At 49.8% G+C, this 16,891-nt stretch carries 15 protein-coding genes and 1 pseudogene; 5 read left to right on the top strand and 11 right to left on the bottom strand.

The annotated features are described in order from the left end of the window. The first annotated feature begins 112 nt into the window (after window positions 1-112). Together H8B20_RS28420 and H8B20_RS24520 are read left to right on the top strand one after the other, a co-directional pair. Window positions 113-193 carry a hypothetical protein gene (locus tag H8B20_RS28420; protein WP_414704621.1) on the top strand — a complete coding sequence of 27 codons (81 nt, stop codon included), beginning with the start codon at window positions 113-115 and terminating at the stop codon, window positions 191-193. Next, a pseudogene (locus H8B20_RS24520) lies at window positions 184-324 on the top strand (transposase domain-containing protein); the annotation flags it as partial. The gene H8B20_RS28420 and the pseudogene H8B20_RS24520, both read left to right, overlap by 10 nt. 118 nt (window positions 325-442) lie before the next feature. Here the strand turns inward: H8B20_RS24520 and H8B20_RS24525 are convergent. From H8B20_RS24525 to H8B20_RS24550, 6 genes are all read right to left on the bottom strand, one after another. Continuing rightward, window positions 443-913: a hypothetical protein gene (locus H8B20_RS24525; RefSeq protein ID WP_210624856.1), complete on the bottom strand. Its 471-nt coding sequence runs from the start codon at window positions 911-913 to the stop codon at window positions 443-445. 717 nt (window positions 914-1,630) lie between these two features. Beyond that, on the bottom strand, window positions 1,631-3,547 hold the full coding sequence (locus H8B20_RS24530; RefSeq protein ID WP_210624857.1) for a hypothetical protein: 1,917 nt from the start codon (window positions 3,545-3,547) through the stop codon (window positions 1,631-1,633). Window positions 3,548-4,805: 1,258 nt separating this feature from the next. Beyond that, a complete protein-coding gene (locus H8B20_RS24535) occupies window positions 4,806-5,708 on the bottom strand; it encodes a hypothetical protein (RefSeq protein ID WP_210624858.1) in 903 nt (300 codons plus the stop codon). Window positions 5,709-5,711: 3 nt separating this feature from the next. Further along, on the bottom strand, window positions 5,712-6,824 hold the full coding sequence (locus H8B20_RS24540; protein ID WP_210624859.1) for a DUF3696 domain-containing protein: 1,113 nt from the start codon (window positions 6,822-6,824) through the stop codon (window positions 5,712-5,714). Further along, entirely contained in the window at window positions 6,817-7,980 is a 1,164-nt protein-coding gene (locus H8B20_RS24545; RefSeq protein WP_210624860.1) for a DUF262 domain-containing protein, read from the bottom strand. The genes H8B20_RS24540 and H8B20_RS24545 overlap by 8 nt, the downstream gene beginning before the upstream one ends. Window positions 7,981-8,377: 397 nt before the next feature. Then, a complete protein-coding gene (locus H8B20_RS24550; RefSeq protein ID WP_210624861.1) occupies window positions 8,378-9,010 on the bottom strand; it encodes a hypothetical protein in 633 nt (210 codons plus the stop codon). Between the two features lie 175 nt (window positions 9,011-9,185). Here H8B20_RS24550 and H8B20_RS24555 point away from each other — a divergent pair, with 175 nt between their 5' ends. Continuing rightward, entirely contained in the window at window positions 9,186-9,494 is a 309-nt protein-coding gene (locus H8B20_RS24555) for a helix-turn-helix domain-containing protein (protein WP_210624862.1), read from the top strand. 276 nt (window positions 9,495-9,770) lie between these two features. Here H8B20_RS24555 and H8B20_RS24560 read toward each other — a convergent pair whose 3' ends face one another. Both H8B20_RS24560 and H8B20_RS24565 read right to left on the bottom strand, forming a co-directional pair. Beyond that, window positions 9,771-10,739 carry a DUF932 domain-containing protein gene (locus H8B20_RS24560; RefSeq protein WP_210624863.1) on the bottom strand — a complete coding sequence of 323 codons (969 nt, stop codon included), beginning with the start codon at window positions 10,737-10,739 and terminating at the stop codon, window positions 9,771-9,773. A gap of 133 nt (window positions 10,740-10,872) precedes the next feature. Then, window positions 10,873-11,208, bottom strand: a complete 336-nt coding sequence (locus tag H8B20_RS24565; protein ID WP_210624864.1) for a hypothetical protein — start codon at window positions 11,206-11,208, stop codon at window positions 10,873-10,875. Window positions 11,209-11,814: 606 nt separating this feature from the next. Between H8B20_RS24565 and H8B20_RS24570 the strand changes: the two genes are divergently transcribed. Together H8B20_RS24570 and H8B20_RS24575 are read left to right on the top strand one after the other, a co-directional pair. Then, window positions 11,815-12,039 carry an AlpA family phage regulatory protein gene (locus H8B20_RS24570; protein ID WP_210624865.1) on the top strand — a complete coding sequence of 75 codons (225 nt, stop codon included), beginning with the start codon at window positions 11,815-11,817 and terminating at the stop codon, window positions 12,037-12,039. 545 nt (window positions 12,040-12,584) lie between these two features. Next, entirely contained in the window at window positions 12,585-13,469 is an 885-nt protein-coding gene (locus tag H8B20_RS24575) for a YagK/YfjJ domain-containing protein (protein WP_210624866.1), read from the top strand. 12 nt (window positions 13,470-13,481) lie between these two features. Here the strand turns inward: H8B20_RS24575 and H8B20_RS24580 are convergent, their stop codons facing one another. The 3 genes from H8B20_RS24580 to H8B20_RS24590 form a co-directional block, all read right to left on the bottom strand. Beyond that, entirely contained in the window at window positions 13,482-14,165 is a 684-nt protein-coding gene (locus tag H8B20_RS24580) for a hypothetical protein (RefSeq protein ID WP_210624867.1), read from the bottom strand. 76 nt (window positions 14,166-14,241) lie between these two features. Then, window positions 14,242-15,444, bottom strand: coding sequence for a tyrosine-type recombinase/integrase (locus H8B20_RS24585; protein ID WP_210624868.1), 1,203 nt, complete (start codon window positions 15,442-15,444; stop codon window positions 14,242-14,244). Window positions 15,445-15,947: 503 nt separating this feature from the next. Next, entirely contained in the window at window positions 15,948-16,694 is a 747-nt protein-coding gene (locus tag H8B20_RS24590; protein ID WP_210624869.1) for a S24 family peptidase, read from the bottom strand. Between the last annotated feature and the right edge of the window lie 197 nt (window positions 16,695-16,891).

Below are 16,891 nucleotides of genomic sequence, written 5' to 3' on the forward strand. Positions count from 1 at the left end.
TTTTAAGCGGACACGATAGCCCTTAACGTTAGGATTTTCATGCGCCAACGAAGCTCATCCCTAACCGTTCAAAGCTCAAGTTGTTCAGGAGTGCCTGCAACCGGGCGCGACCATCTCCAGCGTTGCGATCACTCACGGCATCAACGCCAACGTCATTCGCAAGTGGCTGCCGCTTTACCGGGATCAGTCATGAGCCTAATCCAGTCGGCACGTATGAACGGGTACGACGCGTATGGCTATCTCAAAGATATGCTGATACGGCTGCCGACCCAGCGGGCGAGTGAGATCGGGGAACTACTGCCGCATCAATGGGTGCCTACCTAGCTTACGTAAGGTGACTTCGGTAGACGCTTACGTTGTGCCCCACTCAGCATCGCGACTGGGCGAGGCAGATTCTCCGAGCAGGTGCGAAATACGACACTAGTTCCATTCGCCGCCGAAACTACATGATGTTGCCTGGATGCCTTCTGCCAGCGGCATACTCGTTAAGATGGTCAATGCATTCGGTGAACTCTAATAGCGCTTCACAAACGATAGCAGCCGTATGATTTGCGCGCGTGATGTCCTCAGCAGGAGTGAGGTTCCAAGTGTTGGCTGCACCTAGTATCACGTAGGTGTAGCCATCGCTGTACCATTTGTTGTAATCCGTTACCTCGTGGAAGATCCGCCGAACCGCATTAACGGCTCGTACTTGAATAGCGTGCGTGATTGGATGCAGTGAATGCCACTGATGTATCGGTCTCCAATGGTCTTTGGGGCATTGCCTGATCAGCTCCTGCATGGCGGTTACACACTCTCGGGGCACTTGGATGTATTTCGGTTCCCGATAAATACTGAATGTTGCTTTCCTGCAAGCCTTAAGGAATAGCTCCAACTTGCTGCAAATTTCGGAAAAGTCGAAGTTGGCATTCATCGGTGCCCCATAAACTGCGGCTCTCGCGCTCTCTTCCATTGTACGTTGCCACCCCCTTATGGTTTCACAAGGGAAAGCTAGCGGATCATCGTCTACCAGCTTCGCGTGGTTGGCACAGAGCCACGCACCGTTCTCATAAGCTCTGCGTTGCGCGGGAGTCAACTCGTCGTCAAACCGAGGTCCTCCTTGAGCAGCGGCTGAAATATGCGCAGCCTGGCCTAAATTGACGTTATCCCCATGTGGGGTGGAGGCATGGGTGGCTGCCGGACATCCCGGGTACACGCATCGGAAGTGGACATTCCGCGCTAGTGCGCTCTTGGTTGCAGGGGTAAAATTGTCTCTTGCCATTTCGTCGCTCTCACTTCAAATCAGTCATGAATTCCGTTTCACCGGTTACTCCGTATCGGCCGAGCGCAGACGGATCTGAGGGTAGGTATGAGCAGACCACAACTGCTTTCGCATCAGTGTTATCTGCCTAAGTCATGCAAGGTGACTTCGGCAGACGCTTACAGTAATGCGCCCTGCGTCAATTTCATTCGTATACGTTCTGCGAAGTCATCCACCCAGCGCTGGTAAGCCAAGACATGGAGTTCACCTACATATTTAAGTGGGTCCCGTTCTAGCCCTTTAAGCGTGTTCAGACCGCGTTTGATCGAGCGAGGAGTAACGTACCGGGAGTACACATTGGGTAACGTGCAACCGTGGCTGCTAGCTGTTCTACGTTTTCGACATCACCACTTTCAACGTCGCCGACGATCCGCGACATGCTCCGTCTGCCGCACACAACAACGTCGACAATAGTCGCGTCTTGTAATCAACAGGCGACTTTGTCATCGCGCTGATGAAATCATCTGCATCTTGGTGAGGCTGTACCACAATCACAAAGCTATGAGCCCGCCGACCATCAAACTCATCCAGCATCTTGAGCTGCGGCGCGCTCTTGGCAAGCTTCTGTTTATGTTGCAGAACTCTGTCAAAAACCTGCCCATTCCAAGACCACAATAGATTTTTGCCACTCATCAAATCTTTCTTCAGGCCCGTCGCGAGATCTGGCAAGTGCATCCAGCTCAGGTTCTTCGTGGCCTGCCCCAGCACCTCTTCATACTGCTTGGGCGCCATCGCCCGCTTTTTACTATTCGCGGCACCCTTCAGATGCACAACGATGACCGCCAGCGAAGACGGATTGGTCTTTGTGGCGAACCCCGCATGCTTGACCAGCATGATGAAATCGCCGATTTCACCTGCACCGTCGTCGCATAGAGCGAGCGCGAATTCACCCGGACTGAATGGGCCCTTGACCGATGGAAAACAGAAAGCGTAACCCTCATGTATCCACCACGAAAACAGACTGCGATCAGTGCTATTGGCAATGTCGTCCCACTGCACGCTTCTACCCAGAAGCGGTTTCTCCTGGCTAACCTCCCACCGCTTATCATTAAAGGTCACCGGGAGGATTTCCCCGTCGTAAGCTGAGTTACGGGGATCGACACATACCCAGTCACCATCGGAAAACGTTTGGCCAGACTCATACCAAACGCTCCATAAATGCTTCTGATCAAACAGTATTTTGAAAACTCCCCAGGAGGGCCAGCTCGCCGAGTTGCCGTTCAATGAGGCCGACACAGTCGTCCGGGTAGCGCCGAGTTTTACTTCTACAACGACGTGCCATAGTCCTTGAGGGCTCTGGCTATTGGGATGGTGGGCGTCAGTTATCGCGAGCGTGAAATTCTGGTCAGCACTGCCAACGGTTTCGATACTCAAGTCCGCCTCTGCGTGCTCCAGCGCAGCGAGAGTTGGCTGATCTAAGCCCGCAATTGCGTAGGATGCTAGGAAAGAGAAATCAAACGCTTGAAAAGCGTCGCCAACCTTGGGCGACTGGGTCATTGACTTTGCCAGCACCGGGATGGCCTGGCGCTGAGTGCTTCGGCGTTGCGTTAAATAATCAGCTAATGATTTGAACAGGTTCTGCAACTCGGCAAAGCTTTGACAGGGACCCAGCCATACGTAAGAGCGTTGCGTCGTGACACCCACCACCGAGGCCTTGCCGACAGGGTTCAACTGCGCTTCCGCACGCATGGACGGCGACGTGAAGGTGCGGTCATCCAGCGGATTCAGCGCCTCCTGCAGATACTGCCCAATTAGCACTTTGCTGTCGGCCTTGCGTCGGTTCGGGCGATGGGCAGACCGGAGCCATAACGTCCGTAGCGGTGTTTCCCTGACCAAGGCATTCTCCAGCTCGTCCGAGTCCAGCTTTTTGACCGTGGAGTGGTTGGCCAGCTCACGCTCAACTATCAGTCGCAGACTATGATCAGATACAACAACGCCCAGGTACCGCTTGTAGCTCAGCAGGATGACCGTATGGTGCATCACGTCCACCACACTTGGATCATTCGTCCATGCGGGGCGCGAGTGGTGCACCACGTAGAAAGCGGACGCGGCAACACCCGAGAGTTTTTTTACACTGATTCCGTCAACGACGCGCATGCTGAGTGGTAGGGTTGACGTCAACGGCGCTTGCAGCCCCGCCAATGCCGCAGCGACCATCGGGGCCGTCGGTGGCGTATCCCACTCGTAGAGCAGAAAGCTTGCGAATGGGCGAAGGTAGGTGGCGTTAGTCCCTTTGGATGTTGTCATGAGCTTCCTTGTCCTCCGGAGTGCAACCGAGCTTGATCTGGCACATAGATAGCACAAAGCCACATCAATGCGCTAACTGAAGGCTGGTTTATCGAGTGATATTCAGACTGAGGCGAGCGTCGCCCAACCCAATCCTGCTGCTCGGTACGGGCGGCTCGACCAAAGTGTTGTAGCACCTGCCGGCTTCGACGCAGAGAGCGAGTGAGGTCGGCCCGCTGCCACCGCATCAGCGGTTGCCATTCTGATTTACCCAAGATCAGTTAAACCTTCACAACAATTCGGTGCCATTAATACTGAGCACGGGCGCTGACGATCAACAGGCCTAACGTGCTATGTGCGTCTGGTTCCATACGCCTCTCCAGCGTCCTTACCGTCGCGCATCTTTCTTTGGGTGCCAAGTCGGCATCTGCGAGCAAGTCCTGTGCTGGCCCCAGCCGTCCGGGTTCGCGCTCATTCTAATCGTCTACGTGATTTTCCACAGACGCTTTGAGCGCCCGTTAAAGCTGGCGGAGGATAGTCGATGAAAGTTCGATACTGGTAAGAAATGGCGAATCAACCCCACCCCAAGTCATGCATATTGCAACGATAGGTGGTCAGGTTCGGTTTATTCCTCAATGCCTTGACGATGCTGATTTAATTCAGTTGTTCTGTTGCGAGAAATCGTAGGAAGAGAGGGTTAGGTCAATTACCACGCGGTGCCGGGAATTTGATACGTTTTTGGTGGTTTTCGTCTGGCGGTCTGCCGTCTATGGCGGCAAGCCTTGAAACGTCGCAGCCAGCTTAATTGACTTCAATGCTCACGCTACGGTCGCCTTCCTGAGCTCTACATACCTAGACCCAGAAATGCACATCCTTATACTGAGGATCGCTTCGCATCAAATACTCGAGGCAGGAGCAGTATTTGGTAGTTCCGCACGTGCGGATCTGTGCGGAGGACAGGTAACTGCCATTCCTACCGCGACCGTTGCATCGCTATATAAAGCAAAAACTAGCATCTGAACTCTAACTTTCTAGATCAGTGGTTGAGTAGTCAGCGGCATAAAAACGGAGTCAGGTAGAGACTCCGGACTTTTTACGCAATAATGCAGGGCGCTAGAACCGGCTACGTACTTGGAAAACTAGATGCTATTGTCCAAAACATCGTTCCATAAATGATCTGCCCTGAGCTAGAATGGTGTTGTGACTGGTCGGACCACAGAACCTACTAAACGATCCTGTTCTCTTACAAAAAAATCTTAAAATACTACAAGAATGTAGATCACAATTTTTGTCCGATGTGGGCTATCTCAATAAGTTGTTGCGCTGTATCGCACAAAAAATGTATTCGTCCTGCGCCCGGAGTGTAGCGAGCATGTAAGTCGTATAAGCGGCGTTCACCGTTGGCGTCGTTAAAATAGCAAAGAGCTCTCCGTCTAATATGTTCAGGTGTGACGTGAGAGAGGAACGTTGGCAGCGGGTTTGTCCGGGGATTCCACTGTTGGGCGGCACTCTCGAGTTGCCAAAGTCTAATACAAATGGCATGTAACTCTGGAGAGCCCGCTCGGAGGCTAAGTATTTGTGCTTGGGTTCGGTCTAAAAAGCGAAGGGAAGGAAAGTTACCTTCCCTGTTTGCCCATAGTTCTTCTCCATCTTTTGCATGCTCGATGGGGATTGCGGCGCACCACTGTCTAAGTATTTCCAGGTTTTGAAGTGTTGATGCATGGCGAACCGATACGGTAGTCTCGTTTAACTCTTCGTCTTCCTGTAACTCTCGGCGCAGTATATCAATGCTAGTCAAGTCCCACTCTGGAAAAGTAAAGCTTACGGCAAGAGAGTCAAAAAGATGAGCTAAGCCTAATCCAGCGGATAGCTGCCCCTGATATTCGTACTCTATACTTAAGTCAGCAATTTCGCGGCTTAAATCAAAGGCTTTGTTGTCTAGAGCACGAATGAAACGCCACTCATCCCTAGTGTCAGCATCCGCCCCTACAGAGGCCAGAGTATGAGCGCCACCTAAGGAAATTCCTGAAATGGGAACTGATGAATGTAATTCTAACTCTGGGCGTATGCGTTTTATTGCGCGAAGTAATACTATTAAGCTACGAAGTCCAATTTTCACCTGTTCGTGACTGATCTCTCGTTGATGATGAGAGAGGTCGTTTAGAAATGAGAGAAATTTCATAATCTAGTCTAGAATCCTGTCCAGAGCTTTATCCCATTGATCGAAGAATCCATCCGGCCATTCAGACAGTCTTCCATTTTCTGAAATTTCAGGTTGCTGATGACTCGGCTGAGAGGAGCCAGAGTCGCGTCGGAAAAAGTTTAGGCCGACGCTTGTACATGGAATGACTTTTTCTTTTACTGCAATCCTTATTCCATTAAGAACATGGTCACTGTGGGTTTCAATAAGCACCTGGACCCCAGCTGAGGCTGCACGGGCTATTAAATCGCCGATTGCAATTTGTCCTTGCGGATGTAAGTGCGCCTCAGGATTCTCAATCATGACCAGACTTCCCGCAGGTGAAGCGAGACACGCGACAATGATAGGCAGCGCGTATGTCAATCCAAAACCAACATTGGTAGGCCTGAAAAGGTTCGTGCCGCTGATTCCAGCGGTGTTTCCGTATGAGTATTCAAGTCTCATAAAGTCAGTTCTTGGGACTTCCTCTACGTTAACTCTCGCTCCTGGCGAAATTTCCTGCAACCATGCGTTAACTTGCGAAAGCAATCCTGCAGTTGCTTTCGTAGAAGGATGCCTCCTTATATGGTCATTTATAACTTCGTCTCTAAAACAATGAAGAAAGTGGGCGGTAAACTCCCCCTTTGCTCCTAAAAATCGACGATCGCTAACCACGTGATGGGATTTAGGGTAGTTTACTGCTGGGCTTACTCGGTCCGCCTTTAGGTACTGAAAGCCGTTATCAAGGAAGCCGGGAATAGGATTGCCAACAATGTATGCTTCTCTTATCGGTAAAATGTCTGAGGCGCTGAGATATGAAGTTTCATAGATAAAATAATTTTGATCATCAGGATTATTAATTTTTATGGAGATTAATTCGTCGTCATGTTGGTCATGAAGTATGTCTGCTCCTGTCCCTAGCTCAACTAAGTCGCCATTAAGCAGTAGGCCTTTCTGATTAAAAAAACCAGCGTCAAAAGACTGTCTCAGCAGTGCTAGAGCCTGTAGCGTAGTGCTTTTTCCACTGCCATTTAGTCCTGAAAGAACTGTGAGAGGGCGAAGTTCGATTTCTTGGTTTTTGAATGCTTTAAAATTGTGTAGCTTTAGCATCCTAGTCATTTGCGTTTTCCATAATTAAATTTTTGATGGAGCTAAACCTTCGCCGAATTTTTGAAGCGTCGCCCGTTCCCTGAGATATCGAACTATCAAAATCCCCGTCACGCATTAAAGCTATGAAGCCCTTTTTGATGTGTATTGCATTGTTAATGCAGTTGATGTGTTGGTCTTCTGTAAGTAGTGAGAGTGCGACGGAGAAAGTTTCAAATAGAGCTTTATTAATTGGGTATCGACTATCTTTTAATGTGTAACGTTTTCTAAAAGCGTCGTTGTCAAAAATAGCATGCGCTGTTTCCATCGCTTTATAAAACTCCTTCTCAAGTTTTTTTAAGGCTCGTGAAGATAGAATATTAATGTTGCGCATTGAGTTACTTAAGAAGCGATCAAAATCGCGCTCACGATAAGAGTTGGGTGATGATAGTCTAAAGGCAATGAACCTAAGAATCATTTCTTTGTCCGCCATTCTTTCATCGCGTATGCTATCGCCTGTTGCCTGCCGAAAGCTTTTTGATTCTGCTAAACGTCTAAGTGTGATTCTTGCATTTCCCGGGATCAACGCATGCCTAAGTTCCTGTGCTGATAGTGGCATGCCGCCAGTGTTGATTCGGGCAAAGATATTAAATTTTACTTCGTCGGGAGTGCCGTGTTTTATTAGGTGTATGACTAACTCGGTTTCTCTCAATCGCCGTCTTAGTCTTGCAGGCAGATCATCAAAAATGCAATCGTCAAAATCACCTCCGAGATATTCTAGTTTTCGCAAACGAAGAGGTTGAAGACCGATGGAGCTTGGCGAAATAAATCTAACTATTGTCGAGAGGCGTTGAATGCCATCGACAATAGCCCAGTCTTCATTTTCATCCTCGGCCGCATAAAGGGTCGGGAGTGGAATTCTTAAAAGAAGAGACTCAATTAGTCGGCTTTGCTGTTTTTCATTCCAGATCCCGGCCCTGCGCTGAAAGTCAGGCTGAAGATCAATAGCCCCCGTCTCAATCCTTGACAACAACAAATCTATTGTCATTGTCCGTGTCGTAATATCGATGTCATCGGGATTGAACGGCTCGCCGATGGATACGTCCTCTCCGCTTGCGACGTTCTCAATCTCAACACCCGCCGAATCCCCGAAGGACGTGATTTCTTCTACAGTTCGCCGTTCAGTCATGCTCAATTGTCTTCTTCAGCAAAAAAAGTCACCCGCTCAGAGTTTACACGGTAGCGGCTACTATAGGACCTACAGCACTGATTTGCATCGTTGAGTGAGCTGGTGTAGTACCAGCTCAAGGAGTAGTTGGCACGGCTTGGAAGCCATTGCTAGGCGATCGTGTGAGCTCTCCCCGGGGGCTCAATAGGGCGAGGTCCGCACGAATGAATCCGCGCCGTCCCTGATACCCAAAATTTGAGACTCAAACGATATCCGTTGCTGGTATCGGAGATAGCGCACACACCCATTCAATTCTCGTCTCTCCGCTACGTCAGGGAAAAACGGCTTTCCTGGCATTCTCTAAGCCAGGGCAGAGGTAATGATTGGCGCTTATTGAGAGGGTGTTTTTTTCAGTGAACTAGAAGTACTTTTTGTTTAATCCAAGAATTATCATATTTTTGTCGTAACATAAGGGAGCACTTTGGCAGCTACCTCCCGCCTTTTTAACATCTTGCTCTTTTACTATTGGTAGATATTTAGGTAGGTCCCTATCTTCTACCTCTATGCCGTCAACCGAGCAATTAAAACTTGCTGTCGGCATACAGACCACTTCAGGTAGGTGCTGGGATGAGTCTACAGGGTCGGACTCTGAAGACGCGTTGAAGTATTTTCCGCCGAAACCAGGCCCTGTTCCTCTTCTGTAAGAAACAGGTTTGCCTTTGGTATCGGTTCCCAGATACCAGTCGAACGTATAGTGATAACTGCCTGGAGGTGCATTGCCAGCAAAATTACCGTTATTCGAGCAGATCCCCTGATCGTCGCACATTGCATTTTGTTGGCTGCTTATACTCTCGACACGTTGTTGGCCCTGCTGGTCTGTGTAGACGTTGCTGATTCGGACAGGGCTGTTGGGAACGCGGCAGTCCCATTCCTTAAGGCCGTAGTACTGATCTATCCGAATTAAAGAACAGCCCGCGACATCGTCCTTAGCCTGTGTAGCGGTGCCAAGAACCATTAGGAGTGGGAATATGGCAAATAGCGAGTGTTTCATGATGGTGCCTTCCTATCAGAGGAAAAAAAATTAGTGACGTCTTGAGGCTTTTCTCACGGATCTGATCCATCTAAAGACCATGCTAGGTACGTAGTCGGCCGCAATACTACCAAAACGGTAGTATCGGGCAAAAGACAGGGATGCACGATGCCTTTTTGCTAAATGGATCGTGTGAATGTCAGTCTTGGGAAAGCGCATAAAGCAGGCGCGCATGCAGGCGGGCTTATCGCAGGAGCGATTGGGGTTGGACGCTGGTTTGGATGAGATGTCTGCGAGTACACGCATGAACCGCTATGAATTGGGAAAGCGGGTTCCAGCTCCCGATTTTGTCCAGCGTTTGAGCCAGGTGCTCAGTGTACCGGCAGCGTTTTTTTATGCCGTTGAAGATGACGAGGCGGAGTTACTAGCCAAGTTTCATAAGCTGGGTGCGCCGGAGCGCGTGGAGCTTATGAGTCGGTTGGATGAGTTGCTTGGTGAAAAGTAGCGGCTGATAGCTCCACCCTCAGACTGACTTCGCAGGCCGCTCGATCTCAACCTTCTTGGCGACAATTTCAAATATTAGGCATGCGAGAAGCACAGCGATCAAAAATGGCCAAAAGCGTGCCAGGATGAGCACAAGCAAAACGGCCAGGACACAGCTCGCCAGTATTCCGAAAAACAGAAAAAGTAGACCGATAAAGCGTATTACATTCATCGCGATTTCCTTGATGCATAAAGCTGCTTGAGCACACTCCGCTCAAGCAGCTGTGGGGGAACAGCGTTAGGCTACCAATCGAAGAGCGGAGTCGAGTGCGCGTTGTTTGATTGCCGCCCCCTGACCGAACCATGCTGAATCTACCCGGTACTCTGAGCTCCTGGCCCTGCGCTCGTGATCAACGTATTCAGTCACTGCGTTCAACAAACCCCATGCGGTGCCACGAGCAGACTCCAGATCAGACCCTCGGCCTTTTCCTTCGTACAGGCTTTGCACCTTTTCCAAAGCTCGTTTATTTGGCAGCACTTCGGGGATGGGGTCCCCGGAGCGCGTTTCACATAGCACTTCCATGAAAAAGCCCATAGCCTCAGGCCACTGAACTTTACGTTCCGTGAGCGTGCGCATTCGGTACATGAATTCATCCCATTGTGAGACAGCGATACCCAACTGCTTTTTCACTGTTTGCGAATCAAAGCGTGTGCTGTGCGGAACCTTGATGGCGTGACTGGCACCATTCAGGGAGATGGTGAGTGTGTTGTTGCAGACCACGCGAACGTTGGTAGGAGTCGCCGTGGTGGCTAGTGTGCCGTCACATGAGGTAGCTAGTAACAAATAGCCGTTCACCTGATCATTCCCTTTGAGTGCGGTTGCATGTCCCGTTCTGGCAAGCGCCCAGAACTTTTTACCTCCCTTCAGCACTCCAGCCGTTTCCAGATCGTAGCCCGATATTTCGGTCAGATCTCGGTAGAACTCCAGGACCTCACGCGGCTGAACAATCTGGTATCGGTTGGATACTACTGACAGCGGTGCCTTGGTGTCGGAGCGATATAAAACCTTTTGTTCCGGAAACGAGTGAATGGTGCTTAGGTGACTGACAGTGTCGGCTTTGAAGTGAACTGAGCTTTCCTGAATCTGCCAGTCCATCCCCGCTTCACGTTGCCAGACTTCCAATGGTTGTTTCGGCGAAAGTACGGAACCTAAGCCATGCCAAGGCGCTTGTCCTACGTAAGTCATTTGTTCAATGAGATGAGACATCGGAAATTTCCTTTCAGGTGCAAAAGAGAACCCCGCCGAGAAATCGGCAGTGGACGGTTGGGATGTATTGCTTAGGGCTAGAAAACAACGTTATGCGGCGAGTTCTATAGGTGATAACAATCGGACGGCTGATTTACTCGCGGTGACTGCAATTGAACGTAAGACCACAATTTTGGCAGCGATAATTGTCAAGAACATGGGTGTCGATTGCCTCACCAAGTTTCGCGCCGGAGATACCGCCCGCTGCGCCACAAACGAGACCGCCAAGAAGAACGCCTGCGACACCGCCAAGTATTACACCAGGAACGCCACCAACAAGGCCGATTGCTATACCTAACTCAGAGCCAGTCATCACACCTGCTGTTCCTCTCGCTATACCGCCAGCGATGCCGACCAGCGCACCTATTTTTTTTCCCAGGTTTTTAGCAACAATTGCTTCTGATCGACAGTTAAGGCATTGGAGTGCCATATTGAAGCTTCCATTGAAATATAAATAACAAGTTCTTGGGTGTGCATCATGAATGTTGCTATCTAAGCAGCATAGGACCGTATCAAGTAAGTCGCATCTGCGACTTGCGGGATGGATAATTGTGAATACCAGTCGTGCTAAGTTTTGATGGTTTAGTTTGGTTTGATTAAACTAGTTTCAGAGGGTAACTAGGCGTGGTTATTACTTATGGGTCGAATAAGTGATGTGTGACTGAAAAAAATTGAAGTGAGTCTGTGCTTCTATAGAGAAGTCTTTTTGTTCTGAAGTGCATCTTAAAAATCAACAGTATGCTTGATTTTTATGGTGCTTGCGATTTGTTGTATTTTTGGCTGATGTTTATGAAGTGAAGATCTAGAAAGGAACTAATTTTTTCTCATTGGAACTATCTTTTTTTTGAGAGGAGCTTATTTTTACCGCCAGCCGCCAGCCGCCAGCCGCCAGCCGCCAGCCGCCAGCCGCCAGCCGCCAGCTAAAAATGGCTAGCGCATCGTGTAAAAAATTACACGGCGTGCTTGCAAGCATTCGAAAGGCAAAATGATTTACCTTTGGCTTGTCACATTTAAACAAGTTGTCAGAGGTGCGGTAATGTCAAAGCTTACTGAGGTTTTTCCGAAGATTTTGCGCCTAAGGCAAGTTATGGAGCGTACTGGCTTAGGGCGTTCAACTATATATGACCGTATAGACTCAAGGTCTACTAGGTATGAGGCATCTTTCCCCAAGCCGGTAAGAATTGGTGTCTCATCGGTTGGTTGGTTAGAGTCGAGTGTTAATGAATGGATTTCTACCCGTCTTCAGGTTAAGAGAGGCTGATGCCTCTCGATGTTTAAGTCACGTGGGACGTGTGCGCCTTGAAAACGATAGTCGGATCTTAGCGATTAGTGCACTAACTTTCCTTTCTTGTTTTTATATCGGTCCTGGTGGGTGTAGGGTTTTCTTGTGTGTGAGCTCTAGAGAATAAAGGACAGGTATCTGGGTTGATTATTGGAGTTTATGTTATAGCTGGTTATCTGAACAAAAGAAGTTGTTTGGTAGAGGTTGGGTTGAAATTCTATTTGTAGAAACTGCCAGATAGGTGAGCTGGTGGTTGTTTGGTTCACTGGGAGAGGTGACGTATTAATAACAAATTCAGGAAGGACGTAGGGGGTGCTGTATTTGAAAGCAGCCTAGTCTATTGTGAGTCGGCTGAAGGTATGAGGTTGGCGGCATCTGTGGAGTCTGATCTTGTAGAGGACCTACGGCTTATTGAAGCGGTTGTTCGGCTAATATGCAATACGAGGACTAGAGTTTTTTCATTGAGAGGTGGTGCTAGAGGAGGGGGGCGATATCTCGTGTCCAGTCGTTCTAGCAGGTTGTTCTTGGCTGCACTAAAAACTAGTTATAAAGAAATTAAACAGTATTATCCTGGCCATGAGTTTCATCCATATTTGGAGGTGTTCGCTCGGTGTGCTTTGACGCGGTGTTCGGATGCAATGCCTTGGAACATAGAGAGTTACAGTGAGGGTGAGCTAGAGCGGGCAGTTGAAACTCTTAATCAGATGGTTGAAGATATCAGAGATGAGGTGCGAAGTAGTGCGTTTAAACGTGTGGCGGGAGATTTTGAACGATCCTCTAATAAGAATTTTAAAAGTTTGGTCGCGTACGTCGACAGCCTCTTTATGCGGCATTCTAGGCTGCTAGTGTTGCGTGTGGATTTGGCATATTTTAGTAAGTGCGCGACCGTTAGTATGGCTAAAAATACTGTCACATACGCAGAGGTTAAACAGCATAAAGAAAAACTGTTAAAGTATCTGCAAAAGAAGCTATTGGTAAATTGCTTTGTGGGTTTTGCTTGGAAGCTAGAATATGGCTTACATAAGGGTTACCATTATCATGTTATGTTTTTTCTCGATGGTTCTAAAGTTCGTGAGGATGTAACAATAGCTCGATTGTTGGGCGAATATTGGCGTGATATTGTTACCGAGGGGAGGGGGTTATATTTTAACTGTAACGCAGTCAAGAGGAAGTATCGCTCGTGTGGGATTGGAATGGTAAATCATTCCGATCTTCCTATGCGTGAAAACTTGACACATCGTGCAGCGTTGTATTTAACAAAGTCAGATTATTACTTCAAGATGGTTGTTCCGGATAAAGGGCGATGCTTTGGCAGAGGGGTTATGCCACTTCTGTCGCTCTCAGGGGTCAAGAGAGGTCGGCCTAGAAAGAGCGTTGTTCAGGCGCCTGGGTTAGCTGAGATTTTGTGAATCGGTCTCAACTTATATACGTGAGTGATTATGCGCTTTGGCGCTGTTCTTATCGAAGCTTTCTTTTATTGCGGGGACTTGAGACATCCATTTTGTTAGTGTACCAGTTGGGTTTCTGACAAGCTTTCCCAGTGAGCGTTCTTCGATAAAGCGGCCTAGGTATTCCTCAATGCCCTGGATTGCTGCTTTTTTGTTTTTCCAGCCTTTAGGCGGCGCCTTGCATGCGATAAGTCGAGCAGCCTCCTCTTGAATTAATACATGCTTTTGTGCTGTCGCCTTGCCTCCTTTCCGAGAGTCAGCTGATTTCTTTTCGGCTTCCTTAGTGGTTGTGTCACTTAAAATTCCGTCCATGAAGCCAGTATAATAATTTGCTTCTGAAAATAGCATCCATCCGCGAGTTTCATTACCATTATTTACCTCATGTTCCGCAAGTAAGTAATAGGCGAGTGCCCTCAAAAAATGCAGGTCGAAAATCTCCCCGTTTTCGCTTTTGGGGGTAACTGATAAAAACTCCCTTGCCAACGTTTCCGGTAAAGTATCTGCGCGGATTTCGTTTCTCATTAGAGTCTCTATGGTTTCATAGCTTTTGCTTTGTTCGGAAGAGGTGTAAAGCATAGATAACCCGATCAATTTATAATCGATCTCCTCATGTATGCCGCGCGGGTGCTCAATTGCTCGGATAGTTGAAAATTCCATAAGTGTCTCCATGTGATCAGATGTGTCGTCGCGCAAACTAATTTTCAGGTAAGCGCGACCAGTGAAAAGCTTATGCTTAGTTACTTTCGGCGTAAATGAAGCTTGCCCATTCATTCATAAGCAGGCGACGTTTATCGAGAAAATCCGAACGCGAGTACGCCCCTTCAGTCTGGTCACGTTCATCATGCGCCAGAGCCATCTCGCAAACCTCCCGTGGGTAGTGAGTGCATTCACCGGCCCAGTCTCTAAATGAGGATCGAAAGCCGTGTCGGGTGATGTGTTCGTACCCCATGCCATGCAGGAGCGTCCGTACTGCGTTTGCGTGCATGACTCCTGTCTTGCCCTGGCCTGGAAATAGAAAGGCGCTTCCCTCATCTCGTGGAATGCTCTTCACCAGCTTTACGACTTCCTCGGCAAGCGGAGTTACGAAAGCTACCCGCATCTTCATTCGCTCACCTGGCAGCGACCAAGTCCCAGCTTTTAGATCAAACTCATCCCAGCGAGCGAACCTGACCATGTGGGCGCGTGCGCTGGTCATGATCAACAGTTGAGCGGCCTGAGACGGAGGAGTCGAGGTTGTCCTGAGCTTTAACATCAACTCAGGCACTTCCTGCCAGCGCAAGGCTTCAAAGTGCTCACGCTTCCGAGCCTTCCTCTTTTCAGAACGGCTCAGCAGGTTGTCTAAGTGCCCGCGCCAGCGAGCAGGGTTCTCACCCTGTCGGAGGTTGCGTGCTTTGGCTGCATCCAGAACTTGCTCAATCTGGCCGCGTACCTCGTCAGCGGTTCTGGTCTTGGTGGCCCAAATGGGTTGTAACACCTTGAGCACTTCGGGAGTACCGATGTCTTCGGCTGACAGCTTGCCTATGTGATCAAACGCATACAGCTCCAGCTTTCGCAGCCAACCTTTACGCCACTTCTCCGACCATGCCGCGCCATGAGCATTACGGTATTCCGTTGCGAGCGTCTCGAACTTCAGTTGCTTGGCTTCGCTTGCACGCTGGGCTTCCCGTTGAGCTGCTCGCTCTATGTCTCTGGCTGCCAAGGGATCGATGCCATCACTCAGTTGGCTGCGTTTAGCACTGGCATCTTGCCTGGCCTTCTTGAGGCTCACCTCAGGGAATGAGCCCAGACCCATCTCTCTACGACGGCCTGCCAGTTGGAAGCGAAGTAGCCAGGATTTACGTCCGGTAGGTTTGACGACCAAGCGAAGCCCATCGCCATCTTCATAGTTGCCGGGCTCGGTCAGATTTTCGACTTGTTTCGGATTCAATTTACCCATTTGATTTCCCCTCTCGTCCCTTTGTCCCCCCACCTGTCCCCCCACTTCATCGCCGGATGAGGTCAAATGGCGTTGAACACCATCGGACAGGGATGCGCTTGAAACGCCCGTGATAGCTAGGCTATCGGCAGGAATTTCGAATGGGGTAGGATTATTTCGGACAATTAAAAAGCCGGCTTGTGGCCGGCTTCTCGGGGACTGGCTTGGCCTATTTTTGGTAAGCCTTGCCAGCCTTCAAAACGAACACCCGGATCTGCGTCCGGCTGTGGGACTTGGTCAGACGTTGGTCTGCCGCGTCGGGCGTCATCTGAGCCGCGGGAGCGGGGCGATGCGCAAATGTGGGGCGCAGGATACTGAGTTTTGCTTTGGATTCCCAGTGTGAAGTGCGGGTTAGAGCGACTGCAGCGGTACAAATCAGGGTTTTGTACTGTTTTTCAGGGCCTCTTCGCGGGCTAGCCCGCTCCCACAGGGGTCTGTGTGAATCCGGAATCAGCCAAACCAATTCAGAGAAACGGCACCACCGGCCGTCGTTTGCTCAGCGTCGACCACCAGAACACCCAACCCAATATATGGATCCGCTGCTCTTCGATTTGTGCGGGGCGGAAGACTTCGTCGGGATATTCAGCGCTGTTGTGGCTGCGCAGGCGCAGGCCGTTGCCGGGCATGCGATGCAGGTATTTGATGCGAAGCATGCCGTCGTGTTCGATGGCGTAGATTTCGCCGTCGACGACTTGGGTGAGGCCGCGGTCGATGGCGACGATGGAGCCGTCATCGATGCGGTCGGCCATGCTATTGCCGATCATGTGTGCGCAGATAGCGTCGCCTGGGCGGATTTCCAGTTGATCGAGGTGCGCGCGTAGCAGGCGGATGGACAGGTCCGGGTCCTGGATGACGTGGGTTTTTCCAGAGCCGTTGGTCTGCGGTGTTTCTTTGAAGAACGCCAGATCGATGTCGTTGGGGTCGATGACGTTGTAGACGCCACGGATGGTCTGGGCGTCGAAGGTGTCGCCGTTGCTCGCGGGCGGGGTCAGGCTTGGTATCTCTTTGGCGCCTTCGCCGGTTTTCAGCCATTCGCTGTTGACGGACAACAGGCGCGAGACTTCTTCCATGCGATACGCCGGGACGCCCCGGGTGTACCAGTTGTGGACATTTTGGGCTTCCGTGCCCCAGAACTTTGCGAAACCCGTGGTGGAGATGTTCGCTTTTTCCAGGAGTGCCTTGAATCTTGGACCGCTAGTGTTCTTTCTCATAAACACGGAGTCTACGGCCGTGCTAGAGGGGTTTGAATAAACTTGGCGTTCAAAAACGGGCTGAATTTTGCGACTGGATGTAAGACGTTCTTGTGGGAAATTAAACAAGTTAAAACCGTGTCGCGCAGAGTTTAAACAATCCGTTTAAGGGGGATGTTCTTGCACATAAAAAACCCCGGATCGACCGGGGTTTTATC

The organism is Pseudomonas sp. P42 (assembly GCF_017973755.1).
Taxonomy (GTDB): Bacteria; Pseudomonadota; Gammaproteobacteria; order Pseudomonadales; family Pseudomonadaceae; genus Aquipseudomonas; species Aquipseudomonas iridis.

Excerpts from the sequence above, each read along its gene's own strand:
- H8B20_RS24585 (WP_210624868.1), bottom strand. The coding sequence starts at position 15,444 with ATGGGTAAATTGAATCCGAAACAAGTCGAAAATCTGACCGAGCCCGGC.
- H8B20_RS24565 (WP_210624864.1), bottom strand. The coding sequence starts at position 11,208 with ATGGCACTCCAATGCCTTAACTGTCGATCAGAAGCAATTGTTGCTAAA.
- H8B20_RS24590 (WP_210624869.1), bottom strand. The coding sequence starts at position 16,694 with ATGAGAAAGAACACTAGCGGTCCAAGATTCAAGGCACTCCTGGAAAAA.
- H8B20_RS24550 (WP_210624861.1), bottom strand. The coding sequence starts at position 9,010 with ATGAAACACTCGCTATTTGCCATATTCCCACTCCTAATGGTTCTTGGC.
- H8B20_RS24530 (WP_210624857.1), bottom strand. The coding sequence starts at position 3,547 with ATGACAACATCCAAAGGGACTAACGCCACCTACCTTCGCCCATTCGCA.
- H8B20_RS24525 (WP_210624856.1), bottom strand. The coding sequence starts at position 913 with ATGAATGCCAACTTCGACTTTTCCGAAATTTGCAGCAAGTTGGAGCTA.
- H8B20_RS24555 (WP_210624862.1), top strand. The coding sequence starts at position 9,186 with ATGTCAGTCTTGGGAAAGCGCATAAAGCAGGCGCGCATGCAGGCGGGC.
- H8B20_RS24570 (WP_210624865.1), top strand. The coding sequence starts at position 11,815 with ATGTCAAAGCTTACTGAGGTTTTTCCGAAGATTTTGCGCCTAAGGCAA.
- H8B20_RS24540 (WP_210624859.1), bottom strand. The coding sequence starts at position 6,824 with ATGACTAGGATGCTAAAGCTACACAATTTTAAAGCATTCAAAAACCAA.
- H8B20_RS24535 (WP_210624858.1), bottom strand. The coding sequence starts at position 5,708 with ATGAAATTTCTCTCATTTCTAAACGACCTCTCTCATCATCAACGAGAG.
- H8B20_RS24560 (WP_210624863.1), bottom strand. The coding sequence starts at position 10,739 with ATGTCTCATCTCATTGAACAAATGACTTACGTAGGACAAGCGCCTTGG.
- H8B20_RS24545 (WP_210624860.1), bottom strand. The coding sequence starts at position 7,980 with ATGACTGAACGGCGAACTGTAGAAGAAATCACGTCCTTCGGGGATTCG.
- H8B20_RS24580 (WP_210624867.1), bottom strand. The coding sequence starts at position 14,165 with ATGGAATTTTCAACTATCCGAGCAATTGAGCACCCGCGCGGCATACAT.